The following is an 18,106-nucleotide window of genomic DNA, read 5'->3' as shown; positions in this document are numbered from 1 at the left end:
CTGTGAGATAAGCCAGGAGTGATGCTATTTGCTCCTGGCTTTTTTATATAAAAAATAGGCTTACTTATTACTACTTTGAGAGCTTGTTGGGTAACCAAATACTACTTTTAATTTAGCTTTTAACCCGTTTGCCCTGTAGGTACTTTTAAATAAATACTGCCACTGATGAAAGGTAATTTTGATCGGGTTATTACTGTTTAGTTGGCCAATAATGCCGTATTTACAGGGTTTGTTTTCATCTTCTTCGACGTAAGTGCCAAATAATTTATCCCAAATAATTAAAACACCAGCGAAGTTTTTATCTAAGTAGCCATTATTTATAGCGTGGTGCACCCGATGATGCGATGGGGTATTAAATAATGCTTCAAACCAACCGAGCTTTTTTACCACTTGAGTGTGTACAAAAAATTGATAAGCCAAATTAAGTGCCACCACAGCAAAAACAATCACAGGCTCAAAGCCTATTAATATCATCGGCAACCAAAATAGCCACATTCCCGCCAGCGGATACATTAAACTTTGCCTAAATGCCGTGGTAAAGTTCATTTTAGTAGAACTATGATGCACTACATGAGCGGCCCATAACCAATGAATATGGTGTGATGCACGATGAAACCAATAGTATAAAAAGTCTTGCAGTAAAAAAGCGCCTAATACAGTAAATACTGTCAATTCAATATCAAATAGTCGAAACTGATACAGCCAATAAAAAAACGGCATTAATAATAATAACGCAATGGCATCAGCTCCTTGATGTAATAAAGCAAGTAACGCGTTGGCTAAGCTGTCTTTTATATCGTAGTAACGTCTAAATTTTATAAACTCAAACCCTACAAACAGCAAAAAAATAGGGCTCAGTGCCAATAAAATAATTTCAATGCTCATGGCGTTTCTCCTGAAAATAGCTGGCTATTTTTTTAAGTGCTTGGCTAACATCTTTTTTTATAAAAAAAGCCAGTATAAAATTGGGTAACCACAAAGGCGCAATGCAACGAATATGGTAGCTGATCTCGGTGAGTGATGGCTGAGCATTATTGGCTTTTAAGTAAATATCACCACGGTGCTGTGCAACGGGTTTATCCCCTAAAATACGGTAACTAATGTGGCTATTATCGGCCGTTATTATTTGCTCTTTAAATGTTGTACCTTGCATTTTTATTTGTCTAATAGTGCCTTTTCCGCCACTTATTTCACCCGAGTCTTGCGGTGTTAACACTTTAAACTGCGCATTAAAAAAGCGCCCCAAATCAGCATGCGCTAATAATAAGGTGCGTAATTGTTCAGGCGTTGCTGCCACACTATGTTTAACATTTATCTCAATCATTGTGCGCCCCCTATTATTTTTATAGATCTCTAGCATATAAAAATATTGCATGGCAAACTTGCGATTAGATGACTATTTTTTAGCTTTAGGCGACAAATGAAAACCTTAGCCGATCATTACTTTTCTAGCTGTTTGGATTATCTTCAAAGCAAAAAATTAGATAGCCAAGAGATACTAACTACCATTGAATTTGATGAATATACAAATAAGCAAACACAACAATTAGCACCACGTATTAGCTTAAAAAGCTACAATGCGCTGCTTAGTTATGCACAGCAAACGCTAAACGACTCCTTATTTGGGTTTGAGTTAGGAAAACAAATACGTACCGCTGATTTTGGTGTACTTGGGTATTTAATTGAATCGAGTACTAATCTAGCCAGTGCCATTACTGCATTACTGAGTTACGACAGTTTAGTGGCCAACATAGGGCGTGCTGAGTTTGAACAGCAACGAACACTTTGCAAGGTAACCTGGTTAGCAGACCCACAGTGCAGCCCACAGGCCGTATTACGAAATATGACCGCGTGGGTAAGTGTTATACGCCAACTACTTAATCCTCAGCTTTCGCCTAGTTGCGTTTATTTTACAGCACGTTTTTCAGATAGTGAGTTGCAACAATTAGCGCAATGGTTTAATTGCCCAGTAAAAGCTGGCGCTAACTTTAATCAAGTAGAGTTTCCAAGTAGTTACTTAACCCTGCCTTTTAAAACCGATAACTCCCAGATTAACGCTGTGCTTAAGCAAATGTCAGAGCAACAGCTATCCCAGTTTAAAAGTCAGCAATTATTAACAGAAAAAATTAATCATATTTTAATGGCTAAATACGATTTGCAGGACTGCTCACTGATCAGAACGGCTAGTGCTTTAAATATGACCCCGCGCACAGTGCAACGCCACCTAAAGCAAGAAAACACCAATTTTGGTGATCTTCTTGAGCAAGAGCAAAAAACGCCGTTTGTTAACTTATATTCCTCATTATTCGCTCAGCAGTATTGCAACTATGTTGGGGTTTAATGATCAAAGCTCTTTTAATCGTGCCTTTAGGCGCTGGTATCATTGCTCACCTCGCCAATTCATAAAAAACAATAATTAAACACTTTGCTTACTCAAAAAATACATTTGTCGTATACCTTCTTACTAACTTTCTTTACACTAACCTTATGGTGTTGCTTTAAAGACAATTATTTATGCGCTTGGTGTTAGCTGTTTTTGTATTGGTTTTTTATAGTGCGGTCTGTCACGCAAACCTGGTTACCTTCATCGCTGAAGATTTACCGCCTTATCATTTTATAAACCCTCAAGGTGAAACGCAGGGCGCCTTAGTAGATATCGCTAAAGCAGTATTAAAAGGTACGGCTTTAACTGCAAAATTTGAAATAATGCCGATGGCGCGTATGTTTCCACAACAACAAGCCAATCCTAATGCAATCATGCTGTCACTGTTAAAAACTCCAAACAGAAATAGCCAGTTTAAGTGGCTGGGGAAAGTGTATTTTGCAGATGCATACCTAGTAAGTTTACGTAGTCATAACGATGAAGTGATTCACTTAAACTTTGCCAAAAAATACAAAGTAGCCACTATTCGCGGTTATTCTGCACAGGCTTATCTAGAAGCTCAAGGCTTTACTGAAAATGAGAATCTAGTCTTAGTGAGTTACTACCAGCAGCTATGGAAAATGCTGTATAAAAATCGTATCGATTTTGTGGTGACTAACACCCTCACACTTGAAAACGAGTTAAAGCGAACAGGGCTCGACCCAAGCTTAATTACTAAGCGTATACATTTAGATGAGCTACCTTCTTCTCTTCACTTTGCAGCAAGTAAGCAGCTTAACCCGCAAACAGCGAAAATTATTACTGATAGATTAAACGCGATAAAAGAAAGCGGTGAATACCAACAAATTTTAAATAAATGGCAACTCCCTATTCCAACGCGCCTTTAGTATCGAGTAGGTAAAACACCCTGTGTTAAGTAATTTTTTAATGAAGTAAATAAAGGTGAAGGTAAGTTATTAATATCGCACCAACGCCACTGTAAACATTTGTTAGGCTCTTTATTTACAGGCTCGCCACCTTCATACTTTGCCTGCACATATAAAGTAATATAATGCTTGTTCTCAGCGCTAAAAATATCGTTGGTAAAATCGAGTTTACGAATATTAGTAACAGTAAGCCCAGTCTCTTCAGCGACTTCACGCACTGCACATTGCTCTACCGTTTCACCAAATTCTAAATGCCCCCCAGGGGTTGCCCAGGTATTTGCACCATGTGCGCCTAACCGTTCACCGAGTAAAATTTTATTATCATGCATTACTATCACTGCAACGCCTACTCTGACAACTTGACTCATTATTACCACATTAAATAGTTCATCATTTTTATATGTTACCTCATTTAAATCATCAAACTAGTCGTTAGTTCGTTATAAACCATAGCGTTAGCTAAAAACCACACAATCCGTTTATTATTTAACCGACCATAGTCGAATATCACTCCTGATAAAAAGCGCTTAGTTTTAAGGTCTGTTGATCTTTCAAGCTTTAATTTGCAAAGGTCAACAGACCCTAAATAAAGTTATATTAAATTTTGCTCAGGAGCCTTTATGTCAGGTGAATACAAACAACATTACAACGAGTTTAAACAAAACCCGGCAGCGTTTTGGTTATCGCAAAGTAAACGCCTCCCTTGGTACCAGGCTCCCGAAACAGCTTACACACAAGATGAAAACGGTTTATATCACTGGTATGCCGATGGCCAACTTAATAGCTGCTTTTTAGCCGTAGATCAGCATGTTATTGCCGGCCATGGCGATGAAACAGCGTTAATTTATGACTCACCCGTAACCAATACCGCGCGCAGCTACAGCTACTTTGAACTGCAACAAGAAGTCGCTAAATTCGCAGGATTAATGCAGTCTTTAGGCGTAACAAAAGGCGACCGCGTGGTTATTTATATGCCCATGATCCCCGAGGCCGTAATTGGCATGTTAGCCTGCGCTCGCATCGGCGCTATTCATTCGGTCGTTTTTGGCGGGTTTGCAGCACATGAGCTTGCCGTAAGAATTGATGACGCCAAGCCTAAGTTAGTACTCAGTGCCTCTTGCGGTGTAGAAGTGAATACCGTAATTGAATACAAAGAGTTACTTGATAACGCCCTCGAATCAGCCTCGTATAAAGTAGAACATTGTATTATTTATCAGCGAGAGCAAGTAACTGCACCACTTATGCCTGAGCGTGATATTGACTGGGCTGTTGCAATGCAAACAGCTACTGGCGTTGATCCTGTTCCGGTAAGTGGCGATCACCCGCTTTATATTTTATACACTTCAGGCACAACGGGTACTCCCAAAGGGGTTGTTCGTGAAAATGGCGGCCATGCCGTTGCCATGCATTACAGCATGGAAACCGTATACGGAATGAAACCTGGTGACGTGTTTTGGGCCGCTTCGGATATTGGTTGGGTTGTAGGCCATTCGTACATAGTGTATGCCCCGCTTATGTACCGCTGCGCCACTATTTTATTTGAAGGTAAACCAATAAGAACCCCGGATGCCAGTGCATTTTGGCGTGTGGTTGAACAGTATAAAGTAACGGCTTTATTTAGCGCACCAACGGCCTTTAGAGCGATAAAAAAAGAAGACCCCAATGCCGATGGGTTTAAACAATACGATACTTCAAGTCTGAAACGCTTGTTTTTAGCAGGCGAGCGCTTAGATCCCCCCACCTACGATTGGCTCAAAGAAAAAACAGGCCTACCTGTGCTTGATCATTGGTGGCAAACCGAAACTGGTTGGGCGATAGCCTGTAATCCTGTCGGCATTGAGCACCTACCTACAAAAGCAGGCAGTTCAACGGTTGCGACTCCTGGGTTTGACGTACGTATTTTAGATATGAATGGTGACGAATGCGCCCCCAATGAACAAGGTGCAGTCGTTATTAAACTGCCTTTACCGCCAGGATGTTTACCCACTATTTGGCAAAATACCGAACGCTTTAAAGCCGGTTATTTAAGTGAATATGAAGGCTATTATCTTTCTGGCGACGGCGGTTATATTGATGATGATGGCTACCTATTTATTATGGGCCGCACCGATGATGTGATTAATGTCGCGGGACATCGTTTATCAACCGGTGAAATGGAAGAAATTGTAGCCGCTCATCCCGCGGTTGCTGAGTGTGCCGTATTTGGTGTTAATGATGCGCTCAAGGGTCAAAACCCCATGGCCATGGTAGTGTTAAAAAATGATTTTCATGGCTCGCATAAAGAAGTAGAGCAGCAATTGGTGCAAACCGTGCGTAATCAAATCGGCGCTATTGCGTGTCTTAAAAATATTATGTGTGTAGAGCGCTTACCAAAAACACGCTCAGGTAAAATTTTACGCAAAAACTTACGTCAACTTATTGATGGTGAAGAACTGCAAATTCCATCAACCATTGACGATCCGAGTATTTTTGAGGAGTTAACTCTGCAACTTGCTGAAAATAAAATATAAATATTATTTTTAAAACGTCTATTTAAGCGCGGCTTAAATAGACTTTTCTCGCCCCATCTGCTTAACTAGATTTCATTAAATAGATGAAACTCACGCAAATAAATCTCTTGGGAATATAAATGACTGAAATACGATCGCAGCTGCGAGAATTTTTACTGCAATGGTTTAGTCTTTATTTTCCTGGGAGTGCGCATTTATGGTACAACATATTAGTACTGTGCTGGGTTGGCTTATTTGCGCTCATATTGCACCTCATCTTAAGGTCAGTTTCAAAACGACTACTTAAAGGCCGCTTTAGTGATAAAGTTGTTCAAACCGATACCCACACGCCTGCCGACTTAGCGCTTAAATTAACACGTAATATTTCCTTTGTTTTACAAGGTGCTGTGGTTGTTATACAAGCAAGGCTCTGGGTTCCCGAAGGAACGGCTTTTTTACATATCATTGAGATGTTTACTGATCAGTGGATCATTTTATTTGCACTACTTTCGCTGTTCTCTTTGCTCAATATTTTTCAAGCGATATCTGACAGGCAACCCATTGCAGCTCACTTTCCATTACGTGGTTTTTTACAAACAATTAAACTGATCGCCAGCGTATTAACCGGTATTTTAGCGATTTCATTATTAATGAATAAATCCCCGTTAATATTACTCAGTGGTTTAGGTGCGCTATCGGCTGTACTGCTACTGGTGTTTAAAGACGCTATTTTAGGGCTGGTGGCCGGTATTCAGCTCTCAGCAAACAATATGCTTGCGGTTGGTGATTGGTTAGAAATGCCCAAATACGGCGCAGATGGCGATGTGATTGATATAGCCTTGACCACAGTTAAAGTAAGAAATTGGGATAAAACTATTACCACTATCCCAACTTATGCGCTAATTTCTGACTCATTTAAAAACTGGCGCGGTATGTCAGAATCCGGTGGCAGGCGCATAAAACGGAGTATTCACATAGAAATGAGCAGTGTGCGCTTTTTAGATGAGCAAGAGATCACCGCGCTGAAAAAAGCAGATTTATTAAGCCACTACCTCGAAATTACCCTACCGGCTATTAACGAGCAAAATACCACGAAAAAAATAGATATGAGCTGTACGTTAAATGGTCGCCGGCTCACTAATGTTGGCACATTTCGTCATTATTTAGTCGCGCTATTAAAACATCACCCACATATTCATCAGGGAATGACACTGATGGTAAGGCAGCTAGAGCCAACTAAAAATGGCTTACCCATTGAGATTTATGCATTTACCAATACAACTAATTGGGGTGAGTATGAAAATATTCAGTCAGATATATTTGACCATATATTAGCGATATTACCCGCCTTTTCGTTACGTGCCCATGAGGCACCAACAGGGAACGATATTCGTCAACTAATTAAATAGTCACTAAATCCGTTTTAATTGCGCTATTAACCACTGGTGAATATCGCTGTTATTTGAACGTGGATGCCATGCAGCAATCACCTTAAATGGCGGTGGTAATAATTCAACTTCAAGCTGTTTCACTTTGGCGTTTGGCAGTAAACGCGATGGGTAAAAAGCAATTAAGTCAGTACTGCAAAGCAAATCGGGGACAAATGAAAAGCCAGGCACTGACATAACAATATTGCGCGCATAGCCCTTATCAGCAAACCATTGGTCGTGAGAGCCTCGTAAGTTAGCGCGGGACGCCGAAACCACTAATTGAGGGTGTGCCGCCACTTCAGCAAGATTCAATGTCGATGAAGAAAACACCGTGTCTTTCCCTGCAATACAAATATGTTGTTCTTCAAATAATGTGTCATAGATTAAGTTTGCAGGGATAAATTCAGGAAAACTAATTAATAAATCCAGCTCTCCTGCACTTATTAATTGATTAACATTATCAGAGGCAAAGTCACGAATAATCAGCTTTAATCCTGGCGCTTCGCGTCTTGTTATTTCTAATAATTGTGGCAAAAGAGCTGCTATAGCGTAATCAGTCGCACTTATTGTAAATACGCCCTTGTAGCTACTTGGGGTAAATTGTTTAGGTATTAATAACGCTTCTACCTGAGTTAATATTTGATTAACGGGCTTCTCTAGTGCAATTGCTTTAGGTGTTGCAACCATTGTATTGCCTTGGCGAATAAAAAGCCGATCGTCAAATAAGTCTCGCAATTTTCGCAGCTGCTCACTAATAGCCTGCTGGGTTAAGCCCATTTTGCGCGCCACATCCGACACATTTTTTAGTTTAAGTAATGCACTCAATATTCGTAATTGTTTTATATCAAGCCGAGATATACCATTCATAATTGTATCTTAAACAAAAAAGCATTGTTTCAAATTGTACCTTTTAATCCCTATGCTCACCAGCATTGTAATTGGCGCTAAACAGCATTATTAATTTAAAAGGTATTAAAATGAGTCAACCAAGTAAAAATATCGACAGTCTATTTTCATCAATCAATTTAGGTCCACACACGCTTAAAAACCGTATTGTAATGCCGCCACTTACACGTTCACGTAGCACGGTCCCTGGCAATATCCCCAACGAGGTGATGGCCACATATTATGCACAGCGTGCTAGTGCTGGTTTTATGGTTACCGAAGGCACTCAAATTGAACCAAGAGGACAAGGGTATGCCTGGACACCGGGCATTCATTCTAATCAACAAATAACTGGTTGGAAAAAAGTAACTGATGCAGTACATGCAGAAGGTGGAATTATTTTTGCCCAACTTTGGCATGTTGGCCGCGTTTCACACACCAGCTTACAGCCTAATGAAGCCAAACCTATTGCTCCCTCAGCTCTAACAGCTGATAGCGTTAAAGTCTTTATTGAAACAGGACTGGCTCAAGGCGCTTTAGCCGATCCAAGTGAACCACAAGCTTTAACAACCGATGAAGTAAAAGAGCTTGTTGGCATGTATGCACAAGCTGCCCGTAATGCGCTAGAAGCGGGGTTTGATGGCGTAGAACTGCATTGTGCTAATGGGTATTTAGTAAATCAGTTTATTTCTGAGCACACCAATAAACGAGATGATGAATACGGCGGCTCTCTTACTAATCGCCTGCGCTTTTTAAAAGAAATTGTCGCGGCAGTAAGTGACGTAGTAGGCCCGGAGCGCTTAGGGGTTAGATTTGCGCCCTTATTTAGCAGTACTGATGAAACCCGTGTTTATTTAGGGTTAGTAGAATCAAACCCGCACCATACCTACATTGAAGCAATTAAAGTACTTGAACAAGCCGGTATTGCCTACCTCTCAATTGCAGAAGCTGACTGGGACAATGCCCCTGATTTACCAGAACAATTTTATCAAGCAGTCAGAGCTGAATTTTCTGGGCGTATTATTTACGCTGGTAAGTACACCGTTGAAAAAGCAGTGGCGATGTTAGCTAAGGGCTACGGTGATTTATTTGCTTTTGGTCGCCCTTTTATCGCAAACCCTGATTTACCAGCGCGCATAAAAAATCAATGGCCATTAAATGAAGCCGATGCAGCCACCATGTATGGCGGCACTGAGCAAGGTTACAGTGACTATCCTTGCTACAAAAATGATTGATAAAAATAACGGAGTAAGAGGCAGTTTAAGTTAAAAATAAATGACCCAAACATGCAGCCCATGTTTGGGTCATTACAGGGTATTACTGCTTTTTATCTATCACCATTTTTAGTTCATTTAATGCAGCAACCGAAAAACCCCGATCATAAAAGTAAATAATCTTACCGCTACCATCAATTAATACGATGCGGCTATTATTCGGATTTTCGTTACCAGTGAACGCTTGTACTGCATCACCATCTTTGTAAATAGTGATCACCCCGCCCCACAGTTCTTTAGGAATGCCTTTTCTCATACCGCTATCAATAAAAGTACTAAACATACGCGGCACCATGCCTTGAATTGTGGGTAACTCATAAGCGGTGACGTTTATGCCACTCATATCCAAGCCAATAAGCCAGCGATCAATATCAAATTGACTATCTTGTTTATACCCAATTAACAGTAATGTCTGTGCGTTGTTAAAGTCTGTAGGGATAGTAAATTGCTGTTGCTCCAAGCTTTCACCACTGATAGTTGGAAACTGTTTACCGACTAAGTTCTGATTTGGGTATTGACTCGAACACCCACTTAAAAAATAAAAAACATTAAACCAACAACTGATCGCAACATCTCTGTTCTCACTATTAATTAATAAACGATTAGGAAAAATTCTTTTGAATACAAATTTTTGATACGAATAAACACGCTATTAAGATCTAAATAACAACCAAAGAAGTCCATTCATACTGTTTTTTATCATTGCTTAATTTAGCATTTATTATTAGCACCTTTAAATAGAAGCTTAACGGTTATATTTGTGTGCAATAGTATTTTTTATACTCAAATATTATTAGCACATATCAATTTGTTCTATAGCATATCAAAAGTGTATTTTCGTAACCCGATACAAAACGCTAAAGTGCCGCGCTTATTCACAGCTTTAAAGAGGATGCTATGTCGCTTGCTGTTTTATTAATGCTGGCATTATTTGTCGGTTTACTGTTTGCGATTTATCTTTTTTCGCAAAAAAGTAAAACCTTATCTCGCACTGTTTTATTTGGCTTAGTTGTTGGTAGTGCTTTTGGTTTAGCCTTACAATTTTTATTTTCCCACTCCCAGAGTCTATTAATGACGTTTTAAGTTGGGTAAGTGTTGTTGGTAAAGGCTATGTTGGGCTATTAAAAATGATCATCATGCCATTGGTATTGGTGTTTATGATTGCCGCCGTGGTGAAACTAGAAAACCAAGGCTCTTTGGGCAAAATATCGTTCATTAGTATTGCTGTTTTACTCTTTACTACGGCAATTGCAGCCTTAATTGGTATTGCCGTAACCTATGGCTTTAATTTAAGTATTGAAGGCTTAGTTTCGGGAACCCGTGAGGCAGCAAAAATGAGCACGCTAGAGGGTAAAGCAGCTAATGTAGCTGATTTAAGTGTACCACAAATGCTATTGAGCTTTATTCCAGAAAATCCATTTGCTGATTTAAGTAACCAACGCTCAACCTCTATAATTGCCGTCGTTATTTTTGGTGTCCTTGTGGGGATTGCCGCACGCAAGGTGATGCTTGAACGTAGCGAACTAGCAGATCCAATTCGCAACGGTGTTAACGCCTTACAAGCCATAGTAATGAACTTAGTAAGAATGGTGATAGCGCTAACGCCTTATGGCGTCGCAGGGTTAATGGCAAGCGTTGTGGCAAACTCAAGTAGCAATGATATTGTTAATTTACTGGCGTTTATTGTGGCTTCCTATGTCGCTATATTATTAATGTTTATTGCTCATGGTTTATTACTTAGCCTAGTTGGTGTGAACCCTAAGAGTTACTTTGAAAAAATTTGGCCAGTACTGACCTTTGCATTTAGCTCGCGTAGTTCAGCAGCCTCTATTCCTATGAATGTGGATGTACAAGTTAACCAGCTAAAAGTGCCGCCTGCTATAGCTAACTTATCGGCTTCTTTTGGCGCCACTATTGGCCAAAATGGCTGTGCCGGTATTTACCCAGCCATGCTGGCAATGATAGTAGCGCCCAGTGTAGGAATTGATCCGCTGACATTCGAATTTATTTTACCGTTAATTGGCATTGTTGTTATAAGCTCTTTTGGTATTGCCGGAGTAGGTGGTGGCGCAACGTTTGCTGCATTGGTTGTATTACCAACCATGGGCTTACCGGTTGAGATAGTCGCGTTACTGATCTCAATCGAGCCATTAATAGACATGGCACGCACCGCATTAAACGTATCAGGGTCAATGACCTCAGGTGTTATAACGAGTAAATTAATTAAAGTGCACTAGATTTTTTGTAGTCGCCCAGCTTTGGCTGGGCTTTTTTATCTGTATTACTCTCTCCGTCTTAAGTAAAAACAATCCATTTATCTAATCACTACAACAAAATCAATCACATTTATAGATTGTAGTAATCGCTTTATTTCGCACACACATTTCAGCCCGATGCTATATTCTTTTCATTGCTTTGTTATTCAGGCTTGATTAAGCCTCACTTGAGCAAACAAATTTACAACTCAATAATTTTTAAAGCGATTGAGATCTCTGTTTAAAGTAGTAATACGCTTTGTATAACGAAATTCGTTAACTTTAAGGAAGCTGACAATGAAAAACCGTTCATTCAATAAAAAAGCGCTTGTTGGATTTATAAGTATGGCACTTATATCTGGCACCGCTGTTAGCCAAGAAAAACCACAAATGTCAAAGCCACAAGGTGCTGTTGGCATGGGTGAAGCTAAAATGGGCGCAACCAGAACAAACCAGTTTTGGTGGCCAGATCAACTTAACCTTTCACCTCTGCGTGATCATGATGAACGCTCAAACCCTTACGGTGCCGACTTTAATTATGCCAAGGCATTTAATAGCCTAGATTTAGACACAGTAAAAAGTGATATTGATGCCCTACTAACACAATCTCAAGATTGGTGGCCGGCGGATTTTGGTAACTATGGGCCATTTTTTATCCGTATGACATGGCACAGCGCAGGTACTTACCGTACGCTTGATGGCCGCGGCGGTGCTGGTGGCGGTCAACAACGTTTTGAACCACTCAACAGCTGGCCAGACAACGTAAGCCTAGATAAAGCGCGTCGCCTACTTTGGCCTATTAAACAAAAATACGGAGAAGCACTTTCATGGTCAGACTTAATCGTATTAGCCGGTAACGTTGCTCTAGAAAACATGGGATTTGAAACCTATGGTTTTGCCGGCGGCCGAACTGACGACTGGGAACCAGACATGGTTTACTGGGGTCCAGAAGTAGAAATGCTTGCCAGCGACCGTGAAGATGACAGCGGCAAATTAGAACGCCCATTGGGTGCAACTCACATGGGTTTAATTTACGTAAATCCTGAAGGCCCAAAAGGCGTACCTGATCCAATCGGTTCAGCTAAAAATATTCGTGTGGCGTTTTCTCGCATGGCCATGAACGACGAGGAAACTCTTGCACTTATCGCAGGTGGCCACACCTTTGGTAAAATGCATGGTGCGCACAAACCTAAAGATTGTGTGGGTGCAGAGCCCGCAGCAGCAGGCATTGAAGAACAAGGGTTAGGCTGGAAAAACAAATGTGGTAAAGGCCACTCTGAAGATACCGTATCAAGTGGTTTAGAAGGCGCATGGACACAAGCTCCTACTCGCTGGTCATCACTGTACCTTAGCAATCTACTTAACTTTGAGTGGAAACAAACTCGCAGCCCAGCGGGTGCCATTCAGTGGATCCCAACGGATGAATCGTTACATAACGTTGTACCTGACGCTCATATTAAAGGTAAGTTTAACGCACCAGTAATGACCACGGCCGACTTAGCGTTAAAATTTGATCCTGAATACCGCAAAATTGCTGAACGCTTTTTAAACGACCCTAAAGAGTATCAACTAGCATTTGCTAAAGCATGGTACAAATTGACTCACCGAGATATGGGGCCACCACGTAACTTCTTAGGTAAAGAAGTTCCTAAAGAAGACTTAATTTGGCAAGATCCTATTTCAGCAGAGACTCAATCAAACATTGATGCTGGCGCAGTAAAAGAGCTTAAAGCCAGCATTTTAGATTCAGGTCTTAGCGTATCAGAGCTAGTACGTGTTGCATGGGCATCTGCTGCAAGCTACCGTCATTCCGATATGCGCGGTGGTGCCAACGGTGCACGCATTGCGCTTGCTCCACAAAAGGATTGGGCGGTAAATAATCCGGCCGAAACTGCAAAAGTACTTAAAGTATTAAAAGCGATTCAAGCCGACTTTAATGATAGTTTCTTTAGTAAAAGCCAAGTATCACTGGCCGACCTGATTGTGTTAGCTGGTAATGCAGCGATTGAAAAAGCAGCGAAAGATGCAGGCTACACAGTAGACGTACCTTTTAATGCTGGCCGTGGCGATGCTACGCAAGCTCAAACTGACGTTAATGCATTTAGTTTATTAGAGCTGCCTGCCGATGGCTTTAGAAACTACTTTGATGCTGAACAAAGCTACAAATCGCCAACTGAAATGCTAATAGATAAAGCAGATCAACTTGATCTAACAGTGGCTGAAATGACGGTATTAGTAGGCGGATTACGCGCATTAAATGCTAACTATCAAGGTACTGATTATGGTGTATTTACTGATAAACCAGGGACATTAAACAATGATTACTTTGTAAATCTACTTGATATGTCTACGGTATGGAAAAAATCGGCTACCCCAGGTATTTACCAAGGCTTTGACCGTAAATCTGGAGAACAAAAATGGAATGCCACCTCGATTGACCTTATTTTTGGCTCAAATTCAGAGCTTCGCGCGGTCGCTGAAGTATATGCATTCGATACCTCTAAGCAAAAATTTGTTGAAGATTTTATTGCGGCATGGACTAAAGTAATGAACTTAGACCGTTAATAACCATTAAGTAATGCAACCATAGCGCTGCAATTAATTGCAGCGCTTTTTATGTTGGTTAGTCATACTCTTTTATATATTACTGCATTGCTTTGCAGCTAAACATACTGCCCAAACCTTGCTGAGTGTAAGTGCCTATAAAGATAGTCAATAAGCTTCGTCATCACTAAAAACCGTCACTGAAAGCTCTTCATCTATATTTTCAAAAACCAAAAAATTAATAGGCTTACAACAGACTTGGCAGTCCTCAATATATTGTTGATCAACATCTGCCGGATCGAGCAGCACGTCAATATTCTCACCACAATAAGGACATGCTATCGTTTTTTCAGTTAATTGATTCATTGCTATAACCTCACATATTACTTGCTATATCCATTATCATTAGACATATAGTATCAAGGTGCATTTCTTTGTGCAGGCTCTTTGTTGAATTTCTTTGCTGGAGCAATCAGCATACTATATTCACTGCTAGCTGCCCCATCACCTCACCTGATTAAAGGTTTGGTAACAATAATCCAACCAAAGTGCTTAGCCTACCTTAGGTAATAAAATGATTGCTCATTTTATAAAGCTCCTAAGCAAAGTTTAAACCTCCAGCAACCTGGTCATCTTCATTTACAGCAATTTTCGATAATTTGATAATCTTTAATTTCTACTTTTTTGCTAAATTATTTAGTAGTTTTATAAGTTGATAGCTCTAAACGTAGTTTAGTATTTTTTAGATGACAGTAAGAGGTTGGTTTTGGTGGCTTTAAAAAAGTTAACCAATGAGTTTAGGAGGCGTAAGATTAGTTCCTATAAAGGATAATCCTACGTTCTCCCCACATAAAAGGCGCTCTATCAGAGCTTGACGAGATCTTTTATGTGATTATTAGTGTATATTTATTGCGCAGACTCACTTAAAAGCATTAATGTGTTTGAAATTAATGAAAAATCACCTAGCTCACCATGACCTGGGACTACTATCTGTGCAGAGTTATACTCCTGGCTAATATGTTTCATTCCCTGAAGCCATGAACCAATATCACTATGTGCAGTATTGCCTAAAGAGGTTGCTCCTTTAGCGCGAACGGCACAACCACCAAACAGAATTTTTTCTTGTGGTAACCAAATCATCAAGTTGTCCATTGCATGACCTGGACCTGGGTAAATAACATCAATTTTTCCTAAACTAACCATGCTTCCAGGTGAAATAATTGCTTCTAAAGATTGATCTGGTACTGGCAAGCCATACTCAGTAGCAAATTTTTGCGTTAGAGGATGCGAATAAACTGGAATTCCTTTTGATTTTAAAGCATCCGTACCCGCAATCCGATCACCATGAGCATGAGTTACTATTGATGTTTTAATCGGTAGTTTAATCTTCGTTCTAATTTGCTCCATGAGTTCTAACGTAGCAAGCTCTCCCCAAGCAGTATCCACTAAAACAACGCCTTCCCCATCTTGAACTATTAATCCACTTGAAGGAAATTTTACTCCATTTGGGTATGTATAATATGAGGTATGAACCCACACTCCTGAAGCGATCTTTTTTATTTCAACATCAGCACTTGCAAACGCCGACATTGAGATCGTAGAAAATAAAATTATTAAAGTTAGATGTATGATTCTTCTCATACTTTTCCTCAGCTGTTCAAAAAATAGTAAAATAATCGCACATAGTACTGCCGATAACATACTTACACTCAAAGTGTTTTAACAAACAACTTAATTCATTGCTATATTAGACTCATTAAATTTAAGGGGTTGGGTAAAACGAAAAAGCAACAGGCATAAATATCTTTGCCTAAGACAGTGCATATCTAGCCTCACAAAACTTAGGACATTAAAAGGTGTTTGCATAAATATATTCAAATTCATCATCTTTTTCATAAAATACGACATCCCAAAGGGATCCTTTTGCTCCGCCTCGCTTTTTGCAAACTCAATATTTTTGAGCATATAAGAGCTCAAAATATCTAAATGACTTCAAGGAATTTGGATTTAATTTTTAGCAGCTTAGATTGCACTCCAGCCTCTATAAAAACCTAACGAGCCTGAAGAATAATTCGTTTTTAATTTATTTTTTATTGATGTACTAACCACAGTCGAATTCCTATTTTGATTCAATCGGTTACTTCTATTTCACGAAAAATATAAAAAGAGGACTTGGTGTTGTTTTAATTGGCATTTTGGAAGGTATTACAGGTGTTTGAGGATATAAAGCGCAGTGCTTTAGAAAAGTAAAAAAGCGCTGCAACAATACAGCGCTTTCATTACTCATAAAAATTATTTGTTTAAGCTTAACCGCTTTATTTAAAAGAAGCCGAGCGGATCTTCGCTGTAGCTTACTAATAAATTTTTAGTTTGTTGGTAATGGTCAAGCGCAAGCTTGTGGGTTTCGCGGCCGATGCCTGATTTTTTATAACCACCAAACGCAGCGTGTGCAGGATACATATGGTAACAGTTGGTCCATACACGGCCTGCTTCTATTTTGCGGCCAAAGTGATAAGCACGGTTCATGTTGCGGCTCCATACCCCTGCGCCTAGACCAAATTCAGAGCTATTAGCCAGTTCGAGTGCTTCGGCTTCGTCTTTAAAGGTCGACATTGAAATCACCGGGCCAAAAATTTCTTCTTGGAATACCCGCATATCGTTAGTGCCTTTTAACAGCGTTGGCTGAATGTAATAACCGCCATTTAGCTCATCTGTTAGTTGCTCTACATTGCCGCCAGTAAGTACTTGTGCGCCTTCTTTTTTGCCAATTTCAATATAGCTGAGAATCTTATCAAACTGTGCTTTAGACGCTTGTGCGCCTACCATGGTTTCACTATCAAGCGGGTTACCGCGTTTAATTTTTAATGTGCGCTCTAAAATACGCTCAATAAACTGCTCGTAAATATCTTCTTGAATAAATAGTCGCGATGGGCAAGTACACACTTCACCTTGGTTAAAGTACGCAAGTACTGCGCCTTCAATGGCTTTACTTAGGAAGGAATCGTCTTTTTCCATTACATCGTTAAAGAAAATATTCGGTGATTTACCACCGAGCTCAACCGTTGATGGAATAATGTTATCAGCGGCACATTTTAAAATGTGTGAGCCAACAGGAGTTGAGCCGGTAAAAGCAATTTTAGCTATACGCGTGCTGGTTGCCAGCGCTTCGCCCGCTTCTTTACCGTAGCCATTTACTACATTAAGCACGCCTGCAGGCAATAAATCACCAATAATTTCCATCAACACTAAAATAGATACTGGTGTTTGTTCAGCCGGTTTGAGTATCACACAGTTACCTGCGGCAAGCGCTGGTGCGAGTTTCCATGCGGCCATTAGAATTGGGAAGTTCCACGGAATGATTTGTCCAACAACGCCCAGTGGCTCATGAAAATGATACGCGACTGTGGTTTCGTCTATCTCGCCAATACTGCCCTCTTGGGCGCGAATACAACCGGCAAAATAACGAAAATGATCTGCCGCCAGTGGGATATCTGCCGCCAATGTTTCGCGAATGGCTTTACCGTTATCCCACGTTTCTGCAACTGCAAGAAGCTCAAGGTTTTGCTCTATCCGATCAGCTATTTTTAATAATATATTGCTACGAGCCGTTACTGAAGTTGTACCCCAAGCAGCTTTTGCAGCGTGGGCTTTATCAAGGGCAAGTTCAATATCCGCTTTATCAGAGCGTGGTACTTTACAAAATACTTTACCATTAACGGGGCTAATATTATCAAAGTACTGACCATTTACAGGCTCGACCCACTGTCCGCCAATGTAATTACCGTACTGGGATTTAAAGTTAATAAGTGCGCCGTCGCTGCCAGGATTTGCATAGATCATTGTGTGTGTCCTTTATTCAAAATGTTGCTTTTTAAATTTAATCAAATTGACTAAGTTTGACGGGAGATTGTTGTTTATTT

General features: G+C 40.2%; 13 protein-coding genes and 2 pseudogenes. 7 read left to right on the top strand and 8 right to left on the bottom strand.

Translation table 11 applies throughout. The annotated features are described in order from the left end of the window. Positions 1-60 precede the first annotated feature (60 nt). A complete protein-coding gene (locus P4S61_RS20070; protein WP_182734009.1) occupies positions 61-885 on the bottom strand; it encodes a sterol desaturase family protein in 825 nt (274 codons plus the stop codon). Continuing rightward, positions 875-1,324 (bottom strand): SRPBCC family protein, encoded by a 450-nt coding sequence (locus P4S61_RS20065; RefSeq protein ID WP_182759434.1) that lies wholly within the window; start codon positions 1,322-1,324, stop codon positions 875-877. Before P4S61_RS20065 ends, P4S61_RS20070 begins: the two co-directional genes overlap by 11 nt. A gap of 96 nt (positions 1,325-1,420) precedes the next feature. Here P4S61_RS20065 and P4S61_RS20060 point away from each other — a divergent pair. Both P4S61_RS20060 and P4S61_RS20055 read left to right on the top strand, forming a co-directional pair. Next, positions 1,421-2,420, top strand: a pseudogene (locus P4S61_RS20060) (AraC family transcriptional regulator ligand-binding domain-containing protein). Between the two features lie 94 nt (positions 2,421-2,514). Further along, entirely contained in the window at positions 2,515-3,270 is a 756-nt protein-coding gene (locus P4S61_RS20055; RefSeq protein ID WP_337119058.1) for a substrate-binding periplasmic protein, read from the top strand. Here the strand turns inward: P4S61_RS20055 and P4S61_RS20050 are convergent. Then, positions 3,267-3,677: a nucleotide triphosphate diphosphatase NUDT15 gene (locus P4S61_RS20050; protein WP_145234311.1), complete on the bottom strand. Its 411-nt coding sequence runs from the start codon at positions 3,675-3,677 to the stop codon at positions 3,267-3,269. The genes P4S61_RS20055 and P4S61_RS20050 overlap by 4 nt on opposite strands. 252 nt (positions 3,678-3,929) lie before the next feature. Between P4S61_RS20050 and P4S61_RS20045 the strand changes: the two genes are divergently transcribed. Both P4S61_RS20045 and P4S61_RS20040 read left to right on the top strand, forming a co-directional pair. Beyond that, a complete protein-coding gene (locus tag P4S61_RS20045; protein WP_337119057.1) occupies positions 3,930-5,819 on the top strand; it encodes an AMP-binding protein in 1,890 nt (629 codons plus the stop codon). 119 nt (positions 5,820-5,938) lie between these two features. Next, positions 5,939-7,207, top strand: coding sequence for a mechanosensitive ion channel family protein (locus P4S61_RS20040; protein ID WP_182739522.1), 1,269 nt, complete (start codon positions 5,939-5,941; stop codon positions 7,205-7,207). Positions 7,208-7,210: 3 nt separating this feature from the next. Here P4S61_RS20040 and P4S61_RS20035 read toward each other — a convergent pair whose 3' ends face one another. Then, positions 7,211-8,095, bottom strand: coding sequence for a LysR family transcriptional regulator (locus P4S61_RS20035; RefSeq protein WP_149979999.1), 885 nt, complete (start codon positions 8,093-8,095; stop codon positions 7,211-7,213). A 110-nt stretch (positions 8,096-8,205) separates the two neighbouring features. Here P4S61_RS20035 and P4S61_RS20030 point away from each other — a divergent pair, with 110 nt between their 5' ends. Next, entirely contained in the window at positions 8,206-9,348 is a 1,143-nt protein-coding gene (locus tag P4S61_RS20030; RefSeq protein ID WP_337119056.1) for an alkene reductase, read from the top strand. A gap of 82 nt (positions 9,349-9,430) precedes the next feature. Here the strand turns inward: P4S61_RS20030 and P4S61_RS20025 are convergent, their stop codons facing one another. Then, positions 9,431-9,952 carry a hypothetical protein gene (locus P4S61_RS20025; RefSeq protein ID WP_337119288.1) on the bottom strand — a complete coding sequence of 174 codons (522 nt, stop codon included), beginning with the start codon at positions 9,950-9,952 and terminating at the stop codon, positions 9,431-9,433. 332 nt (positions 9,953-10,284) lie between these two features. Between P4S61_RS20025 and P4S61_RS20020 the strand changes: the two are divergent. Next, positions 10,285-11,624, top strand: a pseudogene (locus tag P4S61_RS20020) (L-cystine transporter). Between the two features lie 315 nt (positions 11,625-11,939). Then, a complete protein-coding gene (gene katG / locus P4S61_RS20015) occupies positions 11,940-14,207 on the top strand; it encodes a catalase/peroxidase HPI (protein ID WP_337119055.1) in 2,268 nt (755 codons plus the stop codon). Between the two features lie 147 nt (positions 14,208-14,354). Here katG and P4S61_RS20010 read toward each other — a convergent pair whose 3' ends face one another. The 3 genes from P4S61_RS20010 to exaC form a co-directional block, all read right to left on the bottom strand. Then, a complete protein-coding gene (locus P4S61_RS20010) occupies positions 14,355-14,552 on the bottom strand; it encodes a CPXCG motif-containing cysteine-rich protein (RefSeq protein WP_145234329.1) in 198 nt (65 codons plus the stop codon). 540 nt (positions 14,553-15,092) lie between these two features. Beyond that, positions 15,093-15,827, bottom strand: coding sequence for a subclass B1 metallo-beta-lactamase (gene bla, locus P4S61_RS20005; RefSeq protein ID WP_182730757.1), 735 nt, complete (start codon positions 15,825-15,827; stop codon positions 15,093-15,095). Positions 15,828-16,505: 678 nt separating this feature from the next. Then, positions 16,506-18,026 carry an acetaldehyde dehydrogenase ExaC gene (exaC, locus tag P4S61_RS20000; protein WP_145234333.1) on the bottom strand — a complete coding sequence of 507 codons (1,521 nt, stop codon included), beginning with the start codon at positions 18,024-18,026 and terminating at the stop codon, positions 16,506-16,508. Positions 18,027-18,106: the final 80 nt, after the last annotated feature.

It is taken from the genome of Pseudoalteromonas sp. B160 (genome assembly GCF_037162485.1).
Classification (GTDB): domain Bacteria; phylum Pseudomonadota; class Gammaproteobacteria; order Enterobacterales; family Alteromonadaceae; genus Pseudoalteromonas; species Pseudoalteromonas rhizosphaerae.
This window is presented reverse-complemented; position numbering and strand designations above follow the sequence as displayed.